Source organism: Segatella albensis DSM 11370 = JCM 12258 (assembly GCF_000426565.1).
GTDB classification, from domain to species: domain Bacteria; phylum Bacteroidota; class Bacteroidia; order Bacteroidales; family Bacteroidaceae; genus Prevotella; species Prevotella albensis.
The window spans coordinates 75,975-102,296 of record NZ_AUFP01000006.1 but is presented as its reverse complement, the minus strand read 5'-3'; the positions used below and the strand labels follow the sequence as shown (position 1 = coordinate 102,296).

Genomic DNA, 26,322 nt, shown 5'->3' with positions numbered 1-26,322 from the left:
GTAAATCGAAAAAACTTTCAAAAATGTTTGGAGTATATTGGAATTATACTTATCTTTGCAAATGCTACAGAGGTAAAGAAGCCTCTTAGCTTGGAATAGATTAAAGTCAATAACTTTAATAAGATTAGTTTTTTTAGTGGTTAATTTAGTTTTAGTAAGTATGTGAGATAGGGCGGGTCGTGAGGCTAGTCCTATTTTTTTTGTCTTTATTTTTAAGCATCAACTTTGTCGATACCGTAGTTATGGCTCATTATTGATTCCTACGATATTTCCTTACTATCAATTGCGTTCTTGATAGATGATTTGGTTGTGCCAAGCAATTTGGGTAGATGACAGGACAAGGGAGAACAATATAGGAAGAACACAAAAAATACAGAAAGAAAGCATAGGAAGAACATAAGAGCAACAGCTCAAAAGAATATAAAAACAAGCATAAATAGAAATTATATTTCTATTCTTTTCGGGAAGTCAGAATTTTGTGGTAACTTTGCAGCCTTAAAATAGGATTAAATAGATTGGGGATAATCATATGTCGACACAAAGTTTAAAGGGTCAACTCAGAAAGTTAACATTACCCGTATTTATCGAGATCGCACTCGTGATGCTTCTCGGAGCTGTAGATACCGTAATGTTGAGTAGATATAGCGATAATAGCGTGGCTGCGGTAGGACTGGACAACCAGTTGATGTCACTTATTTTCCTTGTATATCAGTTTTTCTCCATGGGCGCAGCTATCCTTTGTGCACAATATATTGGCGGACGACTGGAAAAACGACTTGTTCAGGTCGTGGGCGTAGCCTTGATAGTCAACTTGCTTGTAGGAGCGAGTGTGAGCGTAGCACTTTATCTGATGGCAGAGCCAATTCTGCGTTTTATGGGATTACGACCGGAGCTTATGGGGGACGGATTGGTATATATTAAGATTACAGGTTCGATGTCTTTTTTCCAGGCCTTGTCGCTCACGTTCTCAGCCTCGTTGCGTAGCGCCGGCAAAGTAATCTATCCCATGTCGGTAACGGGAATCGTAAACATTCTGAATATTATCGGCAACTACGTATTGATCTTTGGAAAATTTGGATTCCCACAGTTAGGAGTGGAAGGAGCAGCCCTCTCTACGGCTATAAGCAGAGGAGTGGCCATGCTGTTGCTATGCATCATCCACTTCCGAGTGCATATACGGAAGTTCCCGATGAAATATTTCCGTCCATTCCCATGGAGTGAATTTAGAAACCTACTTCATATCGGCATACCGGCCATGAGCGAGGAACTATCATACTGTCTCTCACAGGTAGCGATCACATATTTCATCAATCGCATAGGTAACGAAGCCTTGGCAGCCCGGACCTATTGCGTGAATATGATCATGTTCACCTATTTGTTTTGTGTAAGCATCACGCAGGCCGGAGATATTCTAGTGGGACATCTTGTAGGCCGTTTGCGACATCGGGCAGCCTTTGTGTTAGGCAACTATTTTTATCGACGGGCTTTGGTCGTGACTTTGTCGGCATCCATGGTCCTTGCCATATTCGGTAAGTCGATTCTTAGTCTACTTACGAATAATCCCGAGATTATCTCTATGGGATTTTGGGTGTTGGTGGTAGATTTGTTCCTGGAATATGGTCGCGTGTCTAATATTTTTGCATGCGGAACCCTACGAGCCACAGGAGATGCCGTATATCCTGTGATTGTCGGCATCATCTTCCAATGGAGCATTGCGGTAGGATTGAGCTATATTATCGGAATACCTTTAGGATACGGTCTCATCGGAATGTGGGTAGGATTCGCGCTCGACGAGAACATCCGAGGCATCATCCTGAAGAGACGATGGCGCTCCTTGAAATGGCAGACCAAAGGATTTGTGAAAGCATAAGTAAGAAAGTAGATAAAAATAAATATGATATCAGGAATGGAACGCGGTATGCAAAGACGTACCGAACTTCTCCTAGGGGAGGAAAATCTGAACAGAATCAATGAAGCACGAGTTCTTATCTTCGGATTAGGAGGCGTGGGATCATGGTGTGCAGAGAGTCTAGTACGTAGTGGTATTAGGAAGATAACCATCGTAGACTCCGACCGAGTATGTGTGACCAATTGTAACAGACAGTTGATGGCCACAAGTAAGACTGTTGGACAGGTAAAGGTAGAAGCCCTAAAAGAACGTTTGTTGGAAATCAATCCGAAGGCAGAGGTAGAGGCTTTGCAGAAAATCTATGAACCGGAGAGCGCAGACTCTTTTCACATGGAAGATTATGACGTCATCGTAGATGCAATCGACTCATTAAGCGAGAAAGCTGATTTAATCCTTCGCGCAACCAGTCTGCCCAAGCACATCCTTTTCGTGTCATCGATGGGTGCTGCGCTAAGAATAGACCCCTTCCAAGTGCGCAAGGCTGAGTTCTGGAAGGTGAAAGGCGATCCTCTGGCCAGAGCATTACGCAAGAAGTTCAAGAAACAAGGTAAGCATCCCGGCAGGAAGTTCTATTGCGTGTATAGCGAGGAGAAACCGATGCGGAACATGGGCGTGAACCATTCATGCGGGACATCTGCCTGTATGTGTCCGAAAGCTAAACTTCTGAGTGGTGACCGAGAGAAAGGAACAGCCGTTTTTGATGCTCCTGGCGACCAAAAGTTGGTAGAGCATGAATGGTGTTCTTCAAAGGCGCAGATCAACGGTTCTCTATGCCATATTACCGCCATTTTCGGTATGGCGATAACAGGAATCGTTATCGGTTCGCTCGTAGATACGAATCCAAAGGAAGAAAAATAGGTTTATTCAGTTAACTTCGTAGCCCTACATACCTATTCGCATGAGCTCACGAAGTTAATTGCGTAAGTTGATAAAGTTAACTTCGTAAGTCGATGAAGTTAACTGCATTCAGGCAATCATCTCTTTGAGAAGTATTTCTCATATTTCTATATTCTATCATGAAGTGTAGCACGAAAAAATAAATCCCTGAGCGAAAATCTTCGTTCAGGGATTTCATTTATGAATGATCAACTGATGTGGCTATATTATTTATTTTGCTTCAGTTTCTCCACGTATGCATCAATAACAGCTACAGCTGTGATGTTGACAACGTCTGCAACAGAACTCTCGAAGTCTGTGAAGTGGATAGGTTTGTTCAATCCCATCTGGATAGGGCCTATGATTTCAGAGTCAGGATCAAGAGCCTGGAGCAACTTATAGGCTGCGTTGGCACTATTCAGGTTAGGGAATACCAATGTGTTGACATCCTTACCCTTGAGGCGTGAGAATGGATATTTGTCATCACGCAACTCCTTGTTGAGGGCAAAGTTCACCTGCATCTCACCATCGATAGGGAGGTTAGGGTATTCTTTCTGTAATTCCTCTACAGCCTCGTGTACCTTGACAGGAGAACCTACTTCATCAGTACCAAAGTTAGAATAGCTGAGCATAGCGATTACTGGGTCTTCGTTGAAGAACTTCACAGTATTGGCTGCTAATTTTGCGACATCCACAAGTATATTGCTGTCGGGATGGCGGTTGATAAGTGTATCGGCAATATAGAAGGTTCCCTTTTGAGTGTTCAGAATATGCATCGTGCCGAAGGTCTTAAAGCCTTCGCGTATGCCTACAACCTCCTTGGCCACCTTGATGGTATTACTATATTTAGTATAAAGGCCGGTGATGAACGCATCAGCATCTCCATTCTCTACCATTGACATACCGAAATAGTTGCGCTCATACATCTTATCGTATGCCTCCTCGAAGGTATATCCCTGGCGGGCACGCTTTTCAGCCAAATGCTTGGCATAAGTAGCGCGTCTTCCTTGTTCCTTATCGGCACGCATATCAATAATCTCAACATCGCTCAGGTCGAGTTTTAGTCGATTTGCCACACGATTCAATCGATCTGGGTTACCAAGTAGGATAGGCTCACAGAAACCTTCCTGCTTAGCCTGAACGGCAGCTTTCATCATTGTAGGGTGTCCACCCTCAGCGAAAACTACGCGTTGTGGATGCAGACGAGCTGTGTCGTGGAGTTTTCGTGTAAGTTTCGTCTCTTGTCCGAGCAATTCCTTGAGATGCTGCTTGTAAGCGTTCCAGTCGGTGATAGGAGTACGGGCTACGCCACTCTCCATGGCAGCTTTAGCCACGGCAGCACTAACCTCAGTAATCAGTCGAGGATCTACAGGTTTTGGAATGAAATATTTAGGACCGAAGCTCAGATCGGTTACATGATATACCTGATTGACGACTTCAGGAACAGGTTGCTTGGCCAGTTCGGCAATGGCCTTGACAGCAGCCATCTTCATCTCTTCGTTGATAGCCTTGGCGTGAACATCAAGGGCACCACGGAAGATATAAGGGAAACCGATTACATTATTTATCTGGTTAGGATAGTCGCTACGACCGGTAGACATCAATACATCAGGACGACTTGCCATGGCATCCTCGTAGCTAATTTCAGGAACAGGATTGGCGAGTGCGAATACGATAGGATTGTCTGCCATAGAACGAACCATATCCTGAGAAAGAACATTTCCTTTGCTCAGGCCTACGAAGACATCTGCTCCCTTGATGGCTTCCTCGAGAGTGTGAACATCACGACGATCGGTAGCAAAGAGCTTTTTCTGCTCGGTAAGATTCTCTCGGTCGCTTGTGATAACTCCCTTGGAATCGAGCATCACGATATTTTTGGTTTGCGCTCCAAGGGCACAATAAAGTTTGGTACAACTAATGGCAGCAGCACCGGCACCATTTACGACAATCTTGGCATCTTCAATTTTCTTTCCTGCAACCTCGAGGGCATTTTTCAGACCTGCTGCAGATATGATGGCTGTACCATGTTGGTCATCGTGCATGACCGGAATGTCGAGAGTTTTCTTCAGACGATCTTCGATGTAGAAACATTGAGGAGCTTTGATATCCTCAAGGTTGATACCACCAAAAGAAGGCGCGATCTTCTCGACAGCTTCGCAGAATTTCTCTGGATCTTTTTCGGCGACTTCGATATCGAAGACATCGATACCACCATATATCTTAAACAATAATCCTTTACCTTCCATCACAGGTTTGCCGCTCATCGCGCCAATATCACCTAGTCCAAGAACTGCTGTACCATTACTGATAACAGCTACAAGGTTACCTTTGTCGGTATATTTGTATACATCATCAGGATTATTCTGAATTTCGAGACATGGATAAGCCACACCTGGCGAATAAGCTAAACTTAAGTCAGTTTGTGTTCGATAAGCCTTAGTAGGTTTAACTTCGATTTTTCCTGGTCGGCCATTCTCATGATAGGCGAGAGCAGCCTCTTTAGATATTTTTACCATATTATTTTTTGGTTTATTAGTTTATCATATTTATATCGGAAGTATGCAATATTCTGCACAAAACCTATATCTTTGTGCAAAGATAAGAAAAAACAATTTAATTGAAAACATGTTTTTATTTTTTTTTGTATCTTTGTAACGAAAACAATTATTTTGTTTATATGTATAGAGATCCGGAGCATTTAGAACAGGTTAAAAACGATATTCGAGTATTAGCAACAAATGAGTTTATAAAGAAGGGAGTTAAAGCTGTAAAGATGAATGATTTGGCTCAGACCTTGAGAATTTCAAAGAGAACGATCTATGAGATTTATAAAGATAAGGAATCTTTGCTGTTTTCAGTTGTCAAGAATCAAATTCAAAAAGAAAACCTTTCTTTAAAAAGTTATTATGAGACTCATAATGCAATAGAGACGATTGTAGAGTTCTATAATCGTCAGGTGGCTAAGTCTTTAAAAGTTAATCCTGTATTCTTTAAGGAACTTCACTCTTATGTTAAGGTTACGGAGTATTTAAAGAAAAAACATGAGGAACGACACAATGATGGAATTACATTTTTTGAAAATGGCGTGAAAGATGGTTATTTTAAGAATGATTTGAATTTCCGTGTTTCATTAAGTGTGATAGACTACACCTTGGCTAATATGAGAAATGATAACCAGTTCGACAGAATGACGGTTGACTCTCTTTTTAGAAATTATATTTTAGTATTGGTGCGTGGAATGTGTACCCAGAAGGGATTGGAGTTGCTGGATCGGTTGCTTTGAGTTTCTATTCGCTATAGAACCATGACAAGATTCGATTGATGAATGGGATAGAGAAATGAAACCATCTGTATTTGGCAACGGGTTTTCCTCCGAAACTTAATATGAAACTACGAAATGGATTCTTCTTCCATGGTAGTCCAACGTCCATAAATGAGATGTGGGCGTATTGATGTTCATAGGCATATTGAATAGCATACCAGACTGTAAGAGTCTTAGGATGGAGGGTAGGGTGTGATTTCGCCTTGGATGCGAGATACCAAAGGTATGCGTTATTCTCGCTATAGATACAGGCACATCCTCCGATAATCTTATTTTTATAGATTGTAAGTAGAATCTTGGCCTTACCGGTCTTACTGAGTTTCAGAAATTGTTGGTATGGTGGTATTAGACGGCGTAACTTCATTCGGTAGAATCCTCGTAACAGTCTATAGAAGTTTCTGATTTCTTCTTTCGTTTCGGCCTCTCGTGTTATCACACCAGATTTATAGGATTTCTTTATGATATTCTGGGTATGTCGGCTCAAGCGCTCTTCTGGTCTCTTACTATGCAGAGAGTTGTGGATTTCCTGCCATAATAAAGGAAAGAACCCGTTACTGCGAAAATGCTGATAGCCGAACATTTTTTCACTAATATCAGAGAACTCTATAAACAGACATAGTGACCGGTCTAGCTTGTGGGTCAGAGCCTTTAGCATCATCCCAAACAGCTCTTCTTTGTGATTCAAATCTTCGTATTCACCTTCTCCGTAAACCCTACTTTGCGTATATAAATAAGGAGGAAGCCAACTACCGCGGCGACGGAGTGTTGCAAACATATGTGCGATGACCTCTCCTTTATCGTCTGTTGCTATTACCATATAAGGATAATTGCCTGGAGTTTGTTCAATAATTCTGAATAACTCAGGACTATGGAAGAAATTGTAGGATTTCATTTCCGGCAAATCTTCACTTCTGTCAATTATTCTTATATTAGCAGTACACATATTGCAAATATAGCAAAAATATATTAACTTTGCAGCAATATGAAAATAATTTTAATTGGTGCAGGTAATTTGGCCACAAATTTAGGATATTCACTCTTTGTGGCTGGACATAAAATATTACAGGTTTATAGTAGAACGATGGAGTCGGCGAAGATGCTGGCTAGTCAAGTTCAAGCAGAACCAACCAATCAGATTGCTTCTGTTCGCAAAGATGCTGATGCTTATATCTTCTCTGTAAAGGATAGTGTGTTGGCGGATTTGATATCTCAGATAAGCAACCTTGTAGAAGATAAGGTGTTCATTCATACGGCAGGGTCTATGCCTATGGATATTTTTAAGGACAAAGCGAAGCATTATGGGGTCTTGTATCCTATGCAGAGCTTTTCGAAAGAGAAAAGGGTGGACTTTTCGTCTATTCCATGTTTCTTGGAATCAAACGACAATGAATCGAAAGCTATGATCGAAGAACTTGCTGGTTCCATCTCCGGCCGCATCTTCAATATGTCGACAGACGATCGGAAGTATTTGCATCTCTCGGCTGTCTTTGCCTGTAATTTTGTCAATCATTGTTATGCTTTGTCTCATGAGATTCTGAAGAAGCATAATATTCCGTTTGATGTTATGCTACCATTAATTGACGAAACTGCAGGTAAAGTACATGTGATGGATCCTGTAGATGCACAGACAGGACCGGCTGTAAGATATGACGAGAATGTTATCCATAGACAGGCTCAACTATTGAATGACAATATAGAATTAAGAGATATTTATGAGAAGATGTCTAAAAGTATCCATCATTTAAGTAAATTGAAAGAGAAATGATAAATTACGACTTAAAGAAAATCAAGGCTATCATCTTTGACGTAGATGGAGTGTTGTCGTGTGAGACTATAACTCTATCCAGCGAAGGAGAGCCTTTGCGTACGGTAAATATTAAAGACGGATATGCTATTCAACTCGCACAGAAAATGGGACTGAGAATTGCTATTCTGACAGGTGCCAACACGAATGCTATCCGAAAGAGATATGAGGGACTAGGAGTAGAGGATATCTACATGAAGGCCGCTGTAAAGATTAAAACTTATCGGAGTTTTCTGGAGAAATATAATCTTAAAGATGATGAGATTATATATGTAGGTGATGATATTCCTGATTATGAGGTGATGAAGCAATGTGGATGTCCGTGTTGCCCGGCTGATGCTTGCCCGGATATAAAGTCTATATCCTTGTATATTAGTGATAGAGCCGGTGGAATGGGATGTGGAAGAGACATTATAGAACAGGTATTGAGAACACAAGAAAAATGGTTGAGTGATGCAAAAGCTTTTGGATGGTAAACATGTGATTCTGGCAAGTAATTCTCCAAGAAGAAGAGAGTTGCTTGCTGGTTTGGATTTGGATTTTGAGGTAAAGGTTTTGCCTGATATTGATGAATCATATCCTAAGGACTTACCGGCAATGGAAGTTTCTGAGTATATCTCTCAGAAAAAGGCAGACGCCTATAAGAGTTTGATAGGGGAGAACGATGTTGTCATTACGGCTGATACTGTTGTAATCTGTGAGGACGAAATCATGGGAAAACCTCATGATGCAGAAGATGCACGAAGAATGTTGAGAAAACTGAGCAACAAGTCGCATCAGGTTACTACAGGCGTTTGTATTACAACATTAAAGGAGCAAGTTCATTTCTCGGTTACAACTCATGTGTCGTTCAAAGAGTTGACTGATGATGAAATAGATTATTATATTACAACATACAAGCCATTCGATAAAGCCGGTGCATACGGTATCCAGGAATGGATTGGATATATCGGATGCACCGGTCTTGAAGGAAGTTATTATAACGTTATGGGACTTCCTGTTCAGCGAATTTATCGTGAACTTCTGAAACTCTCCAAGTGATGATATTTCTTTTTCATCATCGCTGAGTATATTCTTCTTATCCACCATCTGTGGGTGAGAAGAACAGGAGTACATAAAGCAATCATTACAAGATATGCCACGTTTTCTGTAAATATCAGGGTAAACAAACTTATGATAATAACAGGAATAGCCATGATGCAAATAGTCATCAGCATCATCACATAATTGAAATCTGTATTGGTATGTGTTATGATTTTGGCATCAAGTGGAATTGCTTGTTCGTTGAAGATTGCTGCATGAAGGACGATGATATATAGTGGTCCAATTGTATATATGAAATATGCTAATACCATTAGAATATTCCATTTTCCAAGGAGAATTGCTAATACAGAGAATATCAGAGGAAATATGGTGAGCAAGATATAGATATAGTATTTGGCACAAAGAAGTGAATATATGTCATCCTTGTGTATCATCAGAAAGTCGATATAGTTTCCTTCATAACACATAATGCGTTGGGCAAAACTTGTTCCGATCATAAGGAATGATATCATGCACCATAAGTTGGAATTGATGGTGTTGGGCATACCTCCTTCGTCGTCCATGATAAATGTATAGAATCCACAAATGATAACGACATAAGATATCGTGAATACCAGCATTTTGCGAGGATGCTTGTTCCTCAGCATAAGTTTGATATCTAATTTCATATATTCGCCAATCTTTCCAAAGCGATCGAAGAAACTAAAACTGCTTACGCTCTTGATAGATGTAGTAGTCTGCTTCTTTGAAAGTTCTGCCATGACATGTTGTTCCTGTTCTTTTCTGTTTATGAAGAACAAGGCAACAAGAATGGCAGGCATAATTACTACATATAGAAGGCTACCCTTTGTGATATTGTCAGCCTGATTTTTGTAAAAGTCAAATAGTCTGCCGATATTTATCGTACCGTCGTAATAAATAGGTAGGGCAATAATAGTAAATATTACTAATGGTATACACCACCATAACAGATGATCATTGATTCTTGTACGCGAAAGTAGATACAACTGTGATGATATCCAGATAATGATTTGATAAATCACTAAAAACAAAATAGAGGTAAGAAAGCCCTCTGTCGGAAACACAGACATTATCGCTAATGGCACAAAGAATAAATGCCAGATGAAATTGCCTTCTGTAAAGATCGAACTTATCAGAAAGCTCTCAATACATACTTTCCTTGGTATGGGGAGAAGAATGTAGGGCTTGATCATCTGAGCCGGTGTTTGTTGACCAATAAACCTAATGAAGAAATCAATAGCGAAGATAAATGGCCAAAGCGACAGAATTTCAGCAGAAGGGTTCGGATCCTTCTTTATGGCAAGAGCAATTGATATTGCTCCTATAAGTAAATATGCAGCCAAGATGGTACCTAAAATATAGATACCAATCTTAGCAGCTTTATTCTTACCGTAAAATAGACTTCTTTTAGTGGCTAGTCGACGTTGCTTTCTTAAATCAGCGTAAATCGATAACCTCTGCTTGAGGGCAATCTTTAGCATTGAATGTAAATATTGAATTTGGTTGATTCTTAGCTCTGAAATTACTTACGTTGATTGTGCTCCAACTATTTCCTTGACGCATCTTTACCTGAGAAGGGATGTATGTCTTCTTGTTGATTGTAATATACATCTCCTGGACGGTACGTTTCTGATTGTTAGCATATAAGCGGATCGTGTAGTTGGAACCAGACTTAGACGTGATACTTGTACGATATCCTGTCTTGTAAATGTTAATGAAAGTATATGGGTTCATTGACATCTGTTTAGCCTGATCAGGATTAGTAATATTTACTTCCTGCGTCTTCTTCATATAGCTCCATTGCGTCTTCCCATCAAACCATACAATAGCCTGAGGGGTGTGGGCCGTAAATTTATTACCCTTAATCGCTATAGAGCCTGAAGTAGAACCAAACTTAGATGATGAGATTTTAAAATTAGCCGAAGCTCCTCCTTTGCGTCCGATAACAGACGCCGTCTTGTCTAAGATCTGGGTTGCAGTTTGTGCATAAGTCGAAAGCCCCGCAACTGCAAACATGATTAATAATAAATACTTTTTCATATTATCCATGTAATTGTGCGATCAGCGCATTTAACTGATTTTCGTCAGCAACCAACACTTCACGCGGTTTACTTCCTTGGGCAGCTCCAACAATTCCTGCAGCTTCAAGTTGGTCCATAAGTCGACCGGCACGATTGTATCCGATAGAGAAGCGACGCTGAATCATACTAGTACTACCAGATTGTGATAATACGATAGCATGAGCGGCCTCTTCAAAGTATGGATCCATACTGCGTGTGTCGAATCCGCCACCTGAACCATTTTCAGAGCCTCCATCATTTTCTGTAGGTTCCGGAAGCTCTAATGGTGCTACTGGACCTGGTTGGTCTGCGATATATTCATTAATTCTTTCTACTTCTGGTGTATCAACAAATGCGCATTGTACACGTACAGGCTCGTTGCCATTAAGATATAGCATATCACCACGTCCAATGAGTTGTTGTGCTCCTGTCCTGTCGAGAATAGTCTTACTATCGATACCGGCACTAACCTTGAATGCAATTCTACCAGGGAAGTTGGCCTTGATGTTACCTGTGATAATGCTTGTCGTTGGTCGCTGTGTAGCGATAACCATGTGTATACCAACAGCTCTGGCCAACTGGGCGATACGTGCAATTGGTAATTCAATCTCTTTACCTGCCGTCATGATTAAGTCACCAAACTCATCGATGATAACTACGATATAAGGCATGAAATCATGGCCTTTTGTCAGATCCAGACGATGATTAACAAACTTCGCATTATATTCTTTGATATTTCTTGCACCAGCAAGTTTCAACATATCGTAACGCGAATCCATTAACTTACATAATGAGTTCAAGGTTCTTACCACCTTTGTAACATCTGTAATGATTGGTTCATCATCTTCGTCGACTACAGCCATGAAATGTGGCGCAATCTTAGTGTATACAGAGAACTCAACTTTCTTAGGGTCTATTAAAACAAACTTGAGTTCATTAGGATGCTTCTTGTATAGAAGAGATGTGATAATCGCATTCAAACCGACAGACTTACCTTGGCCGGTGGCACCTGCAACAAGAAGGTGAGGAATCTTGGCCAAGTCAACCATGAAGACCTCATTGGTGATAGTCTTACCCAAAGCGATAGGAAGTTCCATCTTTGTCTCCTGGAATTTCTTAGAATTCAGGATACTCTCCATACTTACTATTCTCGGTTTGGCATTAGGAACCTCTATACCGATAGTTCCTTTTCCTGGAATAGGGGCAATGATACGAATACCTAAGGCTGCAAGACTTAGGGCGATATCATCCTCCAGATTCTTGATCTTTGAGATTCTTACACCTTCAGCAGGTTGTATCTCGTATAAAGTAATGGTAGGACCGACCGTTGCCTTTATCGTCTTGATCTGGACACCAAAGTTTCCTAAAACTTCAATAATTCTGTTCTTATTTGCAATTTGTTCCTGCTCATCGATATAAGGTACATCATCTTCTTCATATCGCTTAAGAAGATTAAGAGTAGGGAATTTATATCTTGTAAAAGGTTCTCTTGGATTGATCGGAGTCTTCAGAACCTCTTCGTCGCTGACGGTATTTCCTGTTGCCTTATCAGTTTCTCCGGCTACAGAAACTTGCATTCCGATATTCTTACTAGTCTCTTCCAATGCCTTGAGGCGAGCTTCTCTCTGAGTCTGGAGTAAGGATGGTACCGCGTTATTATTTTTATCAGCAACCTTACCACCCTCATCCTCCGTAGAATGTTTCTCCAATTCATCAAGGTCAATGACAGGAGATGGTTCTGGATCATTGAAATCCTTAGCTTCCTCAGGCTCTATAGATTCGTTTGGTTCCTCGTAGATAGGATCTTTGTCATTATCATGATGCGTGGTAATGGTAAATTTAACCTTATTGCTGATATAACCAATAGGGTTTAATAATTTACGAACGATAGTAATCGTTTCTGATGTGAGATAAGTAAGAAAAGCCAAGGCCGTTACCAGCAGAACCAAGGTAAGTCCAGGAGGACCAATAAGATTCTCAAGCGTTTGAACAATATAAAGTCCATGATTTCCACCAGCATTATAGACCTGATCTCCTAATATCGGAGATAGAAATTTGGCAAAGGTCACAGAGCACCAAATCATGGTAAGCATCATACCGAAGAACCATTTCCATAGATTTATGGTATAGGCTTTCATCAATTTAAGTGCAGCAAGTATCATATATATCGGTATGAAAAATGCTGGTATACCGAAATTCTGTGCAATAAAGAAATACGAGATAATAGCACCGACAGATCCACAGTAGTTTGCGAATTCTTGATTCGTATTCATCCACTCTCCAGGACGCATATCCTCCAAAATACTTTGGTCGGTACATCCTGTGTTGAAGTATGATATCATTGCTATGATAAAATACACCGCTAACACAATGGTTAACACGCCGAGAAAGAAATCTGTCTTCTCACTATTGAATATATTTTGAAATCCAACTGCTTCACTTAGTGTCTTAGGTTTGCGAGCTGTCTTCTTTTTTGCCATACTTATGTCTTTCTATTTGAATTAACTGCAAAATTAATGAAAAACTTCGAATCTTGCCCATGTTTTCGTAACTTTTTTTTAATTTTGCAAATTGTTAGGTATAAACGCATGAAGAAAATAATATATAGTAGGTTTGATAAACGTAAGATCTCTACTTTACCGAAAGTTTCTTTCCCCGGTAGAATCATAACGATAACAACGGAAGAAGAGGCTGAGAAAGCCGTGGAATATTTATTGTCGTGTGATATTTTAGGCGTAGATACGGAAACTCGTCCTTCTTTTAAGAAAGGACAGCAATTCAAGGTGTCTCTATTACAGGTAAGTTCCAAAGATACATGCTTTTTGTTCCGTCTAAACCTAATTGGTATAACGGCAGCAATAAAGAGGTTCTTGGAAGATACCACAATTCCTAAGATTGGACTATCTTGGCATGATGATATCTTAGGACTGTCTAAAAGAGAACAGTTCGTTCCGGGATGGTTTATTGATATTCAGGATATGGTAAATAGGATAGGTGTCAAGGATTTGAGTTTGCAGAAGATATATGCAAATATTTTCGGTATGAAGATATCTAAGACGCAGAGGTTGACGAACTGGGCTGCTGATATCCTCAAGGAATCCCAGAAAATGTATGCGGCTACTGATGCGTGGACTTGTATCAACCTGTATGAGGAAATCAAAAGACTTGAGACCACAGGCGATTATGAATTGATTGTCATGCCAGAACCTGAAAACGTCTCGAATAATAATATAGCAAATCCCGAAGAAAACAATTCCGAAAAATAAATATAAAATGTCATATAAGAATGTATATCTTAAGCGTGGTAAGGAGGAATCTCTGAAGCGTTTTCATCCTTGGATTTTTTCTGGAGCGATTCATCACCTAGATGATGATATCCAGGAAGGCGAAATTGTAAGAGTCATCACAGCAGGTGGTGAGTTTATTGCAGTTGGACATTATCAGATAGGTTCGATTGCAGTAAGAGTATTGAGCTTCCGTGATATTGTTATTGACCATGATTACTGGAGAAGTAGATTGGAGTCTGCTTTGAAGATGCGCATATCAATTGGTATTGCAGATAATGACAATAATAATACTTATCGTTTGTGCCATGGAGAAGCTGACAACTTACCAGGATTGGTAATCGACTGTTATGGAAAAACAGCTGTGATGCAGGCTCATTCTGTAGGTATGCATCTGAATAGAAACGAGATTTGTCAGGCTTTGATTGAAGTGATGGATGGCAGAATCGAGAATGTCTATTATAAGAGTGAGACAACTCTTCCATATAAGGCCGATCTGGAAGAAGAAAGTGGTTTCCTGTATGGTCAGGATGCTGATAATATCGCAATAGAAAATGGACTGAAATTCCATATTGACTGGTTAAGAGGTCAGAAGACGGGATTCTTTGTAGATCAAAGAGATAACCGTTCTCTGCTTGAGAAATACTCAAAGGGTAAGAGCGTACTTAATATGTTCTGCTATACTGGTGGTTTCTCGGTTTATTCTATGCGTGGAGGAGCAAAATTAGTTCACTCTGTAGATAGTTCTGCCAAAGCTGTCGAATTGGTAAATCAAAACATAGAACTCAATTTCCCTGGCGATAAGCGTCATGAGGCATTCTGTGAGGATGCTTTCAAATATCTTGATGCGAATGATGACAAATACGATCTCGTCATTCTGGATCCTCCTGCATTTGCAAAGCACCGTTCCGTTTTGAGAAATGCATTAAAGGGATATACAAGACTGAACATGAAAGGTTTTCAGTCAATAAAGCGTGGCGGAATTCTGTTTACTTTCAGTTGCTCTCAGGCTGTCAACAAAGATCAGTTCCGCGCTGCCGTATTTACAGCTGCAGCACAGGCACATCGTAAGGTAAGAATCCTGCATCAGTTACATCAGCCGGCAGACCATCCGATCAATATCTATCATCCAGAGGGAGAATATCTGAAAGGACTTGTTCTGTATGTTGAATAATTAATATCACTTAGATAATGAAATTTATTGGTATAATTCCTGCTAGATATTCATCTAGTAGATTTCCGGGTAAGCCCCTAGCCATTTTGGGTGGAAAACCTGTTATACAAAGAGTATACGAACAGGTTTGCAACGTTCTCGAAGATGCGTATGTTGCTACAGATGACCAACGAATATATGATTGTGTAAAGTCATTTGGCGGAAATGTTGTGATGACAAGAACTGATCATAAGAGTGGTACAGATAGAATAGAAGAGGCAATAACAAAGATTGAAGGCGACTGGGATGTTATCGTGAATATTCAGGGAGATGAACCTTTCATTCAGGAGTCTCAGATTAAGACCGTCTGCAAATGTTTTGATGATGCGTCTACTCAGATCGCTACTTTGGGTAAGCCTTTTACTTCTATAGAGGCTTTGAAGAATCCAAATTCTCCGAAGATTGTCTTGGACAACAACGGCTTTGCTATGTATTTCTCAAGAAGTGTCATCCCATTTATCAGAAATGAGGAAGAAGAAAAATGGCTGGAGAATTATACATTCCTGAAGCATTTAGGAATCTATGCCTATAGAAAAGAGGTTCTGAAGGAAATTACCCAACTGCCACAAAGTAGTTTGGAAATAGCCGAAAGTTTGGAACAATTAAGATGGCTGCAGAATGGCTATAAGATAAAAGTTGGTTTAACAGACGTTGAAACCGTAGGCATTGATACTCCAGAAGACTTAAAAAGAGCGGAGGAATTTCTTCATGCTCAGATTTGAAGATAAAATAGAAAAGTATATAGAGCGTTTTTCTTTGATGGAGAAAAATGCTCTGTATTTAGTTGCATTATCGGGGGGAGCTGATAGTGTATCTTTATTATTAGTTCTTAAGAAACTCGGTTATAGAGTCGAAGCCTGTCATTGTAATTTTCATCTAAGAGGTGAAGAGTCTATAAGAGATGAGAAGTTCTGTGAACAGCTATGTATGTCGGAAAACATTCCTTTTCATCATGTTCATTTCGACACCAAGAGCTATTCAGAATTACATCATGTAAGTATAGAAATGGCTGCGCGAAATCTGCGTTATTCATATTTTGAGTCTTTGAGAAAGGATCTGAATGCTGACGCTATTTGCGTTGCTCATCACCAAGAGGATTCTGTAGAGACAATTATCATAAATCTGATACGTGGAACTGGCATAAAAGGATTAAGGGGAATTCTACCTAAGAATGGAAATATTATTAGACCATTATTGGGCGTAAACCGTTCTGAGATAGAAGAATATCTCTCAACATTAAACCAAGAATTTGTTATTGATCGTACAAATCTTATTGATGATGTCGTTCGTAATAAAATCAGATTGAATATTATCCCTTTACTAGAGCAGATCAATCCTCGCGTTAAAGATAATATTTTCAAGACAAGTACATATCTTGATGATGTTTATCAAATAGCGGAAGGATTCATAGAGGACTATATATCGCATCGGGATGATATCGGGTTGCTTCGGAAGGGAAGCCAAAGTTATGGTTCTGTCGGTTTTAAGTCAATATTGGGTTTCCCAAAGCCTCAATTACTTCTTTATCATATTCTGAAGGAGTTCGGGTTCAACAGTATCGTATCCGAGGAGGTGTTAAGAAATATACAGCAAAATGTAATTGGCAGAATCTGGTATTCTAAAACGCATGAAGTTTTGATTGATCGGGATGTATTGTTAATAGAACCTATTGAGCATACGGTTTTAAATCCGATAAAGATTCCCGAAGGAGGAACATATGTCTATAATGGCCATAAGTTTAAATTCTCTGTCTTAAATATAGAGTCTGACTTTAACTTAGCTAAAGAAAATGATCATATTACGATAGATTTTAGTCATTTATCTTGGCCTTTAATAATTCGTCCAATAAAGAATAGTGACCGTTTTGTTCCTTTTGGAATGAAAGGGAGTAAACTCGTAAGTGACTATCTGACAGATCGCAAAGTATCTCTTTTCGATAAGCGGAGACAATTGGTGTTGACCGATAAGGAAGATCAAATCATCTGGTTGGTAGGCCATCGTATAGCGGACAGATACAAGGTTAATAAAGATACAAAATCTGTATTAGATGTACATCTCGTCTAATGCGTTGAAATACGAAGTTAACTTCATAAGAAATAAAGACAAAAAGAATACTCTAATTATTTTGTTAAGTCATTCTTCTTTTATATATTTGCATTAATAAAACGATGTTATTATGAATGATAAAAGAACAATAGATAAGTTAGTGTCTGAGAATATTGGTTATGTGGTCAATATCGCTAAACAATATATCGGGCGCGGGTTAGAGTTGGACGACTTGATTTCAGAAGGAAATTATGGTCTGATTAAAGCTGCCGGTACTTTTGATGAATCAAAAGGAACTCGCTTTGTTTCTTATGCAACACCGTTTGTCAAAGAAAGCATCGAAACAGTTTTGAAGAAGATTAATGGTACAAAACTGTCTGTTGATGAACCAATCCCTAAGGGAAGTAAGAACACGATAAATCTTCTTCATGTGCTGGAAGACCCTAATTCAGAACATGCAGACAATCAACTCCTGAATAGTGCAAATCTTGAAGATCTGCAAAAGATGATGGCTGTTTTAGATGAGCGTGAACAACTTGTAATCAGTTGTGTATATGGTATTGGCAGAAATAAGGTTTCGATGAAAGAATGTGGAGAAATGTATGGTATGAAGCGCGAACGAGTAAGACAGGTAAGGGATAAAGCTTTAAGGAAACTTTCTCGTGCATCGATTCTACTTCCTTTGTTGTAAAAAATCTTAAAGCGTTTCATTTATCGTAATAATTTTGTATCTTTGTATTTGATTATGAAGATAGAACTATGAGATTAACAAATAGATTTTTCCTTTTTTTACTTTTAAGTATACCTGTCCATTTGTCAGCTCAAAGTATAACACTAGGAAGTTGTTCTACACATGATGGTGGACAATACAAAGGACAGATGTTCAAAGGTAAGCCAAATGGAAAGGGTAGCACCAGATACAAAAATGGTGATACCTATGAAGGTGAGTACCTGAAAGGTAAGCGCCATGGCTATGGCGTATACACCTTTAGTGATGGCGAAAAATATGAAGGAGAATGGGTACTGGACCAGCAGCATGGTAAAGGCACATTCTACTTTCAGAATAATAATAAGTATGTAGGATTATGGTTCCGTGATTATCAACAAGGCCATGGCGTCATGTATTATTACAATGGTGATAAGTATGATGGAGACTGGTATATGGATAAGAGACAGGGAAAAGGTACCTATATCTTCTCAAATGGTGCATATTATCGTGGACAGTGGAGCGAAGACATGAAAAACGGAAAAGGTTTCTTCAATTGGGGCGATGGTACGACATACGATGGAATGTGGGTAAATAATCAGCGCTCAGGAAAGGGTACTTTTAAGTATTCCGATGGCGATGTCTATATCGGTGACTGGTTGGAAGATATCCAGAACGGAAAAGGAATTTATAAATTCCAGAATGGTGATAAATACGAGGGTGACTATGTGCAGGGTGAACGTACAGGTGAAGGAATCTTTACTTATGCCAATGGTGATAAGTATACTGGTCACTTTAATGAGGGTTTTAAAGATGGCGAAGGTACCTTTGTTTGGAAAAATGGTGACCAATACATAGGAAGTTGGAAAAATGACTTGCAGAATGGTCATGGAAAGTTGATTAAGAAAAGTGGAGATATCTTTGACGGAGATTTCCTTAATGGTCATGTCGAGGGTGAAGTAATTATTCATTTTTCGAATGGTGATAAATTCAAGGGTACTTACAAGGACGGAAAAAGAAATGGTCCTGCAATAGAAGAAAATCGTGAAGGAAAAAGATTTGAAGGTACTTATAAAGATGATCATCGTGATGGCAAATTCATCGAAAAAGATAGAAATGGCGTAATTACCACAAAAGGATATTACGAAAATGGGAAAAGATTTGAAGATTAATAATAAAAATCATGATTGTTGATAGCATAGAAAATTTGGAAGCATATATTTCGTTAAATCCATCTTTTAAGATAGTTGCGGAATTCTTGAAAAATAATAATTTGGAGAACCTGGAGAAGGGGAGAACTCTAATCAAAGATACTGATGTTTTTGTCAATATCGAAAATGTAAAAGGAAAATCGATATCTGAGGCTGTGTTGGAATATCATAGAAAGATGATTGATATCCAGATTCCAATAAATGCGGAAGAAACATATGGATACTCTCCGGTTAAAGGATTGCCTGAAGTGGAATTTAATGTAGAGAATGATATTGCTAAAGTGCCAGGTCGTACTCCTCAGTTTTATTTGAAAGTAAAGCCAGGTCAGTTCGTTATGTTCTTTCCACAGGATGGGCATGCACCTTGTATTGGAGAAGGTGAAATACATAAAGCAATATTTAAAGTAAAATATTAATCACTTAGAAAGGAGAAATATATAATGACTAAAACCATTGAAAAACATATTGGGTTAGTAAAGAATGATCCCTATTTGGAACCATTCGAAGAAACTATAAGAAACAGACATGATCATGCGCTCTGGAAAATTGATCAGTTGACGAATCATGGTAAAATGTCTCTTAGCGAGTTTGCGAATGGACATAACTATTATGGTTTACATAAATTAAATAGAGGATGGGTATTTAGAGAATGGGCTCCGAATGCAACTGAGATATATCTTGTTGGTGACTTTAATGATTGGAAAGAATCAGAAAAGTTTAAGTGCAAACGCATAAAAGATACAGGAAATTGGGAATTAAAGCTTTCTGAAAAGGCAATAAAGCATGGCGATTTGTACAAGATGTATGTACATTGGAAAGGAGGAGAAGGCGAACGAATTCCTGCATGGGCACAACGTGTTGTACAAGATTCTGATACCAAAATTTTCTCTGCTCAGGTTTGGAATCCTGAGAAGAAATATGTATGGAAAAAGCGTAGCTTTAAACCTAACACATCACCATTACTTATTTATGAATGCCATATTGGTATGGCTCAGGATGCTGAGAAAGTTGGTACTTATTCTGAATTCAAGGACCTGGTCTTACCAAGAATCGTAAAGGATGGCTATAATGCCATTCAGATTATGGCCATTCAGGAACATCCTTATTATGGAAGTTTTGGATATCATGTAAGCAGTTTCTTTGCTGCATCCAGTCGATTTGGTACTCCCGAAGAATTGAAAGAACTTATTGATGCAGCTCATCAACAGGGAATTGCCGTTATCATGGATATTGTTCATTCTCATGCAGTTAAAAATGAAGTTGAGGGATTGGGAAATCTTGCTGGTGATCCGAACCAGTATTTCTATCCTGGAGATCGTCATGAGCATCCTGCTTGGGATAGTTTATGTTTCGACTATGGTAAGAATGAGGTAATGCATTTCTTATTAAGTAATTGCAAGTACTGGTTGGAAGAGTATCATTTTGACGGATTTCGTTTTGATGGTGTTACATCTATGCTATATTACAGTCATGGATTAGGAGAGGCATTCGTAGATTATAGTGATTATTATAATGGTCATGAGGATGATAATGCGATTTGTTATCTTACCTTGGCGAACCAATTGATTCATGAGGTAAATTCCAATGCTATAACCATTGCAGAAGAGGTTAGTGGTATGCCAGGACTTGCAACATCCTTTAAGAACTACGGATATGGATTCGATTATCGTATGGCAATGAATATCCCTGACTTCTGGATTAAGTTGATCAAGGAGAAACGTGATGAAGATTGGAAGCCGAGCAGTATCTTCTGGGAGGTTAAAAATAGAAGAAGTGATGAAAAGACGATATCTTATTGTGAAAGTCATGATCAAGCATTAGTTGGTGATAAGACTATAATATTTAGACTAATAGATGCTGATATGTATTGGCATTTTAAAAAAGGAGATCAAAATGATAGAGCTAATAGAGGTATAGCGTTGCATAAAATGATTCGTCTAATAACATCTACAACGATAAATGGTGGATATCTGAACTTTATGGGAAACGAATTCGGACATCCAGAATGGATTGATTTCCCTCGTGAGGGAAATGGATGGAGTCATAAATATGCACGTCGACAATGGAATTTAGTAGATAACCATGACTTATGTTATCATTATTTAGGTGATTTCGATAAAGATATGTTGGAGGTTATCAAAAATGTACGTAATTTTAATAAAACAGAAATAAAGGAAATATGGCATAATGACAATGATCAGATATTAGCATATATGAGAGGAGACTTACTCTTTGTGTATAATTTCTCTCCGTCTCGAAGTTTTACAGATTATGGATTTCTAGTTCCGACAGGAACATATGATGTCGTTCTTGATACTGATAATATATCTTATGGAGGAAATGGGTTAAATGATGATAGTATGACTCATTTTACAAATTATGATCCTTTATATGTTGATCAGCATAAGGAATGGCTGAAATTATATTTACCAGCTAGAAGTGCTCTAGTTTTAAAAAAGAATTGACATGCGTAATACAAAGAATAGCACAGTTGTCACAATGATAATTTGTGCTATTACATTTATTGTTTTTGTATTCTGCTTTCTCTACTATTATGAAGCAGATGTTTTAACTATTGCTCAACATGAATTGTCCAAGGGACAGACTCATTATAATCGTACGGTTGGAGCTTTTCTTATAACTATTGTATTAGGGCTGTTTTCATGGGGAATGTTTCATCTCACAAAACTCAGGAAAAGAACTCATGCTTTAGTTTATTTCCCTGCATTATTGACATTAGCGATTATTTCTGATGTCAGTCAGAAGGTAAATGAAGTGTTCTGCTTTGGTGCATGGACGATTATATATCCTTTACTATTAATATTATATGGTATACTGATCTTCTTTGCTATCCAGTTCCAACCTTATGAACCTGAAACTCATCCTTTTGGTAATAGTTCAAAGATCTTATGGATTAATCTTATGCAAATGGGAATCATGTTTGTAGTAGTGTCTCTGATTTGTAATAGTGATAAGGTCTTCCATCAACGGGCTAGGGCTGAGGTTTGTCTTGTTAACGATGATTTGAAAGGTGCTCATAAAGTAATCTCTGATATAGATAAAACTGATAGCAGTTTAACTTGTCTAAAAGCATTTGTCTTGTCTAAGGAAGGCAAATTGGGTGAATCTTTCTTTGAGAGTCCTATTGTTGGTGGATCAGAATCGTTATTACCTAATGCATCATCTGTTAAGATGTTGTTATATCCAAAGAGTAAATTATACGCTTATTTAGGAAAAGAATTCAAGCAATATCTTAGTCCTTTAAACTATTGCGAGTTCTGTACATTGCACCATTTGGATAAGCCTGCTCTCCATGATTATTATCTTGTAGGATTATTGATGGATAAAAAATTGGATAAGTTTGTTGCTGAAGTAGGTAAATATTATTCTTTAGACAGTTCTTTGCCTAAACATTATCGGGAAGCGCTTATACTTTATAAACATCATAGGGTAAATCCTAAGGTACTTTATCATTCAAGTGTTATGGACGCAGACTTTGCTGATTACCAAACACTTGAACGTAAATATAAGAATATTACTGAAAGAAAAAATGCTATCAAAGAAACTTTTGGAACTACTTACTGGTATTACTGGCAATATTGTTAATATTGTCGGAGTGCAGCAAGTAGCTCTTCATTCTCGCTTTTCTTGCCAATAGTGATTCTTAGGCAATTGCCACATAATTTCACTTTATCTCGGTTTCTAACGATAATACCTGTATTCACCAGATAATTGTAGATTGCTTGAGCATCTTTCATCTTGGCAAGGAAGAAATTTGAATCTGTACGGAAAACCTTCTCACATATAGGGAGTGAACGGAATGCTTCCATAACATGTGCTCTTTCTTGCTTGATGATATTTACCCATTTCTCTACTTGATATGGATCTTTTAGAATCTCCATAGCTTGTTTTTGGGTAAGGATATTAATATTGTATGGGTATTTCACCTTATTATATAAATCTATAATTTCTTTAGAAGCGAAAGCCATTCCTAAACGGATTGCAGCGCATCCCCAAGCCTTACTCATTGTGTTGAGAACTATCAAATTTTGATATTTCTGTATCAAACCGCGCAATGGTTTCTCATTAGAAAAGTCACTATAGGCTTCATCTAATATCACAATTCCATCGAAATGTTCTATTGTCTTGATGATCTCCTCTTTATTTAATAGATTTCCTGTAGGATTATTTGGTGAGCATATCCAAACGATTTTGGTATGCTCATCACAAGCTGCAAGAAGTTTATTGGCTTGAAATTGGAAATTTTCATCTAATAATACTGGGCGATACTCAATATCATTAATGTCGGCACATACCTTATACATTCCATAGGTTGGTTCTATTGCTACGACATTGTCTAAATGAGGATTGCAGAAAATACGGTAAGCTAAATCTATAGCTTCGTCGGAACCGTTTCCTAGGAAAATATTTTCACTGGGAATACCTTTAATTCTGCACAATGCAGCCTTCAGTTCAAGTTGTAAAGGATCTGGGTATCTATTATATGGAGAATTATATGGATTCTCGTTTGCATCCAGAAATATATGGGCCTCATGACCGGAATATTCATTTCGTGCTGATGAATAGGGGGCGAGATTCCATATATTTTTGCGACATAATTCCTGTAGTTCTTTCATATGCATTTAATTTGAACTATTAATATCCTTTATTCTTAGTCTCATGGCATTTGCATGGGCTTCCAGTTGTTCATTTTCTGCCATACATACAACGGCTTTTCCAATGGAACGAACTCCATCCTTACTTAGATGCTGAAAAGTCACCTTTCTATTGTAACTGTCAAGATTGACACCATTATATGCTAATGCATATTGATGGGTAGGCAAAGTATGGTTCGTGCCACTTGCATAGTCACCAGCACTTTCACAAGCATATTTACCTAAAAAGACACTACCTGCATTTATCACTTTTTCTGCTAATGATTCGTAGTCATCTGTAGAAATTATCAAATGCTCCGGTGCATACTTATTGCTTAATTCTATGGCTTCATTCGTGTCATGAACTAAAACGAATTTTGAATTATCTAAGGTCTTCTGTGCAATATTTTTTCTTGGTAATCGTTGTAGTTGTGAATCTACTTTTTTCTCAATATTATATAATGTATTTTCATCTGTGCAGATTAATATAACTTGAGAATCAATGCCATGTTCTGCCTGAGAAAGCAAATCTGCTGCTACAAATTCAACGTTACAGTTCTGGTCGGCGATGACACAAACTTCACTCGGACCTGCAGGCATATCTATAGCAACTTCGTGCAAGCTAACCTGTTGCTTGGCTGCCATAACATACTGATTGCCAGGACCAAATATCTTATATACTTTAGGAACGGTTTCTGTTCCGTATGCCATAGCACCAATGGCTTGGACACCTCCTGCTTTATATATCTTATTCACACCTGCAATTTTTGCAGCAACGAGGATTGCTGGATTAACCTTTCCTGATTTATCTGGTGGTGTACATAAAATTATATCTTCGCAACCTGCAATTTTTGCAGGTGTCGCCAACATCAATACTGTAGAAAACAAAGGAGCTGTTCCTCCTGGAATATATAATCCGACCTTTTGGATTGGAATACTTTTCTGCCAACATGATACTCCCTTTGAAGTAACAATCTTTTCACCCTTAAACAATTGTGATTGATGAAACTTCAAAATATTTTCATGAGCGATAACAAGAGAATCTCTTAATTCGTTGCTCACCAATGTTTCTGCCTCTTTGATTTCTTCATCAGAAACAATAAGCGAATCTAAATCAACACCATCAAACTTCTTTTCGTATTGATATACAGCCTTATCGCCATTCGACTTAATATCATCTAATATCTTTTTTACTGTATCGTTAAGTTTTGTGACATCTAAATGTGGACGTTGAACAAGACTATCCCAATCTTTTTGCTGTGGATATTTTATAACTTTCATTCTTATAAAATCATTTTCTCGATTGGTGATACAAGAATACCTTGTGCTCCCAATTCCTTAAGTTTACCAATTATTTCCCAAAATCTCTTTTCATCTAAAACGGTATGAATAGAACACCAATTTTCATCGGCTAATGGAATAATCGTCGGACTCTTGATGCCAGGTAAGACATTCGTTATATCCTGTATTTTGTCTTTTGGAGCATTCATCATGACATACTTTTTATCCTGTGCAGAGCGAACGGCCTCAAAACGGAAAAGCATCTCATTGAGAATTTTATGTTTCTCCTCATCCATATTCCAGTTGCCAATAAGAAGTGCTTCACTCTTCATGACAACTTCTACTTCTCGTAGATTGTTGCTCACAAGGGTAGAGCCACTACTTACAATATCAAAAATGCCATCAGCAAGTCCTATTCCAGGGCTGATTTCTACAGAACCTGTGATTACATGAATATCGGCAGAAATGCCGTTCTTTTTCATATAACCATTGAGGATATTTGGATAAGAAGTCGCTATCTTTTTACCATTAAACCACTGTAATCCAGTATAGTTTATCTCTTTAGGGATAGCCAAACTTAAACGGCATTTGCTGAATCCGAGACGTGAGATAATCTGGGCGTTTTCGTGTCGCTCAACAAATTCATTCTCACCAACGACGCCTATATCGGCAACGCCATTGGCAACACTTTGAGGAATATCATCATCGCGAAGATATAAAACCTCCAGAGGAAAATTGCTTGATTGAACGAGCAACGTACGCTTTGACGCACTCACTTTGATGTCTGCTTCTGTAAGCAGATTCATTGTGTCGTCAAATAGACGACCTTTACTCTGAACAGCTATTCGTAACATAAAATCTCTTTTTTACTTATAAAACATTGCAAATGT

Annotated in this window: 23 protein-coding genes; 15 read left to right on the top strand and 8 right to left on the bottom strand. The window is 38.5% G+C overall.

Annotation, left to right across the window (positions count from 1 at the left end):
* The first annotated feature begins 529 nt into the window (after window positions 1-529).
* Both K333_RS0104660 and K333_RS0104655 read left to right on the top strand, forming a co-directional pair.
* Entirely contained in the window at window positions 530-1,870 is a 1,341-nt protein-coding gene (locus K333_RS0104660; RefSeq protein WP_024989577.1) for an MATE family efflux transporter, read from the top strand.
* Window positions 1,871-1,894: 24 nt separating this feature from the next.
* The gene (locus tag K333_RS0104655) at window positions 1,895-2,767 is read left to right on the top strand and encodes a tRNA threonylcarbamoyladenosine dehydratase (RefSeq protein WP_027452392.1); all 873 of its coding nucleotides are present in this window, start codon (window positions 1,895-1,897) and stop codon (window positions 2,765-2,767) included.
* Window positions 2,768-3,012: 245 nt separating this feature from the next.
* Here the strand turns inward: K333_RS0104655 and K333_RS0104650 are convergent, their stop codons facing one another.
* Window positions 3,013-5,301 (bottom strand): NADP-dependent malic enzyme, encoded by a 2,289-nt coding sequence (locus K333_RS0104650; RefSeq protein ID WP_027452391.1) that lies wholly within the window; start codon window positions 5,299-5,301, stop codon window positions 3,013-3,015.
* 161 nt (window positions 5,302-5,462) lie between these two features.
* Here K333_RS0104650 and K333_RS0104645 point away from each other — a divergent pair, with 161 nt between their 5' ends.
* Window positions 5,463-6,068 (top strand): TetR/AcrR family transcriptional regulator, encoded by a 606-nt coding sequence (locus K333_RS0104645; protein WP_024989579.1) that lies wholly within the window; start codon window positions 5,463-5,465, stop codon window positions 6,066-6,068.
* Between the two features lie 4 nt (window positions 6,069-6,072).
* On the opposite strand, the gene K333_RS0104640 is transcribed toward K333_RS0104645, so the two are convergent.
* Window positions 6,073-7,050, bottom strand: a complete 978-nt coding sequence (locus K333_RS0104640; RefSeq protein ID WP_024989580.1) for a GNAT family N-acetyltransferase — start codon at window positions 7,048-7,050, stop codon at window positions 6,073-6,075.
* 39 nt (window positions 7,051-7,089) lie between these two features.
* Here K333_RS0104640 and K333_RS0104635 point away from each other — a divergent pair, with 39 nt between their 5' ends.
* The 3 genes from K333_RS0104635 to K333_RS0104625 are packed head-to-tail and all read left to right on the top strand — an operon-like array spanning window position 7,090 to window position 8,952.
* Entirely contained in the window at window positions 7,090-7,872 is a 783-nt protein-coding gene (locus tag K333_RS0104635; RefSeq protein WP_024989581.1) for a Rossmann-like and DUF2520 domain-containing protein, read from the top strand.
* The gene (locus K333_RS0104630; protein ID WP_024989582.1) at window positions 7,869-8,387 is read left to right on the top strand and encodes a KdsC family phosphatase; all 519 of its coding nucleotides are present in this window, start codon (window positions 7,869-7,871) and stop codon (window positions 8,385-8,387) included. Before K333_RS0104635 ends, K333_RS0104630 begins: the two co-directional genes overlap by 4 nt.
* Window positions 8,365-8,952 carry a Maf-like protein gene (locus K333_RS0104625; protein ID WP_036889070.1) on the top strand — a complete coding sequence of 196 codons (588 nt, stop codon included), beginning with the start codon at window positions 8,365-8,367 and terminating at the stop codon, window positions 8,950-8,952. Before K333_RS0104630 ends, K333_RS0104625 begins: the two co-directional genes overlap by 23 nt.
* Here the strand turns inward: K333_RS0104625 and K333_RS0104620 are convergent.
* The 3 genes from K333_RS0104620 to K333_RS0104610 are packed head-to-tail and all read right to left on the bottom strand — an operon-like array spanning window position 8,922 to window position 13,516.
* A complete protein-coding gene (locus K333_RS0104620) occupies window positions 8,922-10,457 on the bottom strand; it encodes a DUF5687 family protein (RefSeq protein ID WP_024989583.1) in 1,536 nt (511 codons plus the stop codon). The two genes, K333_RS0104625 and K333_RS0104620, sit on opposite strands and share 31 nt — an antisense overlap.
* Window positions 10,414-11,016, bottom strand: a complete 603-nt coding sequence (locus tag K333_RS0104615) for a LolA-like putative outer membrane lipoprotein chaperone (RefSeq protein WP_024989584.1) — start codon at window positions 11,014-11,016, stop codon at window positions 10,414-10,416. The genes K333_RS0104620 and K333_RS0104615 overlap by 44 nt, the downstream gene beginning before the upstream one ends.
* Window position 11,017: 1 nt before the next feature.
* On the bottom strand, window positions 11,018-13,516 hold the full coding sequence (locus tag K333_RS0104610) for an FtsK/SpoIIIE family DNA translocase (protein WP_024989585.1): 2,499 nt from the start codon (window positions 13,514-13,516) through the stop codon (window positions 11,018-11,020).
* Window positions 13,517-13,624: 108 nt separating this feature from the next.
* Between K333_RS0104610 and K333_RS0104605 the strand changes: the two genes are divergently transcribed.
* From K333_RS0104605 to K333_RS0104565, 9 genes are all read left to right on the top strand, one after another.
* Window positions 13,625-14,302: a 3'-5' exonuclease gene (locus K333_RS0104605; RefSeq protein WP_024989586.1), complete on the top strand. Its 678-nt coding sequence runs from the start codon at window positions 13,625-13,627 to the stop codon at window positions 14,300-14,302.
* 7 nt (window positions 14,303-14,309) lie between these two features.
* The gene (locus tag K333_RS0104600) at window positions 14,310-15,494 is read left to right on the top strand and encodes a class I SAM-dependent rRNA methyltransferase (RefSeq protein ID WP_024989587.1); all 1,185 of its coding nucleotides are present in this window, start codon (window positions 14,310-14,312) and stop codon (window positions 15,492-15,494) included.
* Between the two features lie 17 nt (window positions 15,495-15,511).
* On the top strand, window positions 15,512-16,255 hold the full coding sequence (gene kdsB, locus K333_RS0104595; RefSeq protein WP_024989588.1) for a 3-deoxy-manno-octulosonate cytidylyltransferase: 744 nt from the start codon (window positions 15,512-15,514) through the stop codon (window positions 16,253-16,255).
* On the top strand, window positions 16,242-17,597 hold the full coding sequence (gene tilS, locus K333_RS0104590; protein WP_024989589.1) for a tRNA lysidine(34) synthetase TilS: 1,356 nt from the start codon (window positions 16,242-16,244) through the stop codon (window positions 17,595-17,597). The genes kdsB and tilS overlap by 14 nt, the downstream gene beginning before the upstream one ends.
* Before the next feature lie 112 nt (window positions 17,598-17,709).
* On the top strand, window positions 17,710-18,270 hold the full coding sequence (locus K333_RS11935; RefSeq protein ID WP_024989590.1) for a sigma-70 family RNA polymerase sigma factor: 561 nt from the start codon (window positions 17,710-17,712) through the stop codon (window positions 18,268-18,270).
* 68 nt (window positions 18,271-18,338) lie between these two features.
* Window positions 18,339-19,457: an MORN repeat-containing protein gene (locus K333_RS0104580; RefSeq protein ID WP_024989591.1), complete on the top strand. Its 1,119-nt coding sequence runs from the start codon at window positions 18,339-18,341 to the stop codon at window positions 19,455-19,457.
* Between the two features lie 11 nt (window positions 19,458-19,468).
* The gene (locus tag K333_RS13100) at window positions 19,469-19,912 is read left to right on the top strand and encodes a YhcH/YjgK/YiaL family protein (RefSeq protein ID WP_024989592.1); all 444 of its coding nucleotides are present in this window, start codon (window positions 19,469-19,471) and stop codon (window positions 19,910-19,912) included.
* Between the two features lie 24 nt (window positions 19,913-19,936).
* Complete coding sequence (locus K333_RS0104570) at window positions 19,937-21,961, top strand: alpha amylase C-terminal domain-containing protein (protein WP_024989593.1); 2,025 nt, start codon at window positions 19,937-19,939, stop codon at window positions 21,959-21,961.
* 1 nt (window position 21,962) lies between these two features.
* On the top strand, window positions 21,963-23,102 hold the full coding sequence (locus tag K333_RS0104565; RefSeq protein ID WP_024989594.1) for a DUF6057 family protein: 1,140 nt from the start codon (window positions 21,963-21,965) through the stop codon (window positions 23,100-23,102).
* Here K333_RS0104565 and hisC read toward each other — a convergent pair.
* The 3 genes from hisC to hisG are packed head-to-tail and all read right to left on the bottom strand — an operon-like array spanning window position 23,099 to window position 26,286.
* Window positions 23,099-24,133, bottom strand: a complete 1,035-nt coding sequence (gene hisC, locus K333_RS0104560) for a histidinol-phosphate transaminase (RefSeq protein ID WP_024989595.1) — start codon at window positions 24,131-24,133, stop codon at window positions 23,099-23,101. The genes K333_RS0104565 and hisC overlap by 4 nt on opposite strands.
* A 6-nt stretch (window positions 24,134-24,139) precedes the next feature.
* Window positions 24,140-25,432 carry a histidinol dehydrogenase gene (hisD, locus tag K333_RS0104555; protein WP_024989596.1) on the bottom strand — a complete coding sequence of 431 codons (1,293 nt, stop codon included), beginning with the start codon at window positions 25,430-25,432 and terminating at the stop codon, window positions 24,140-24,142.
* Window positions 25,433-25,434: 2 nt separating this feature from the next.
* Window positions 25,435-26,286: an ATP phosphoribosyltransferase gene (gene hisG / locus K333_RS0104550; protein ID WP_027452388.1), complete on the bottom strand. Its 852-nt coding sequence runs from the start codon at window positions 26,284-26,286 to the stop codon at window positions 25,435-25,437.
* Between the last annotated feature and the right edge of the window lie 36 nt (window positions 26,287-26,322).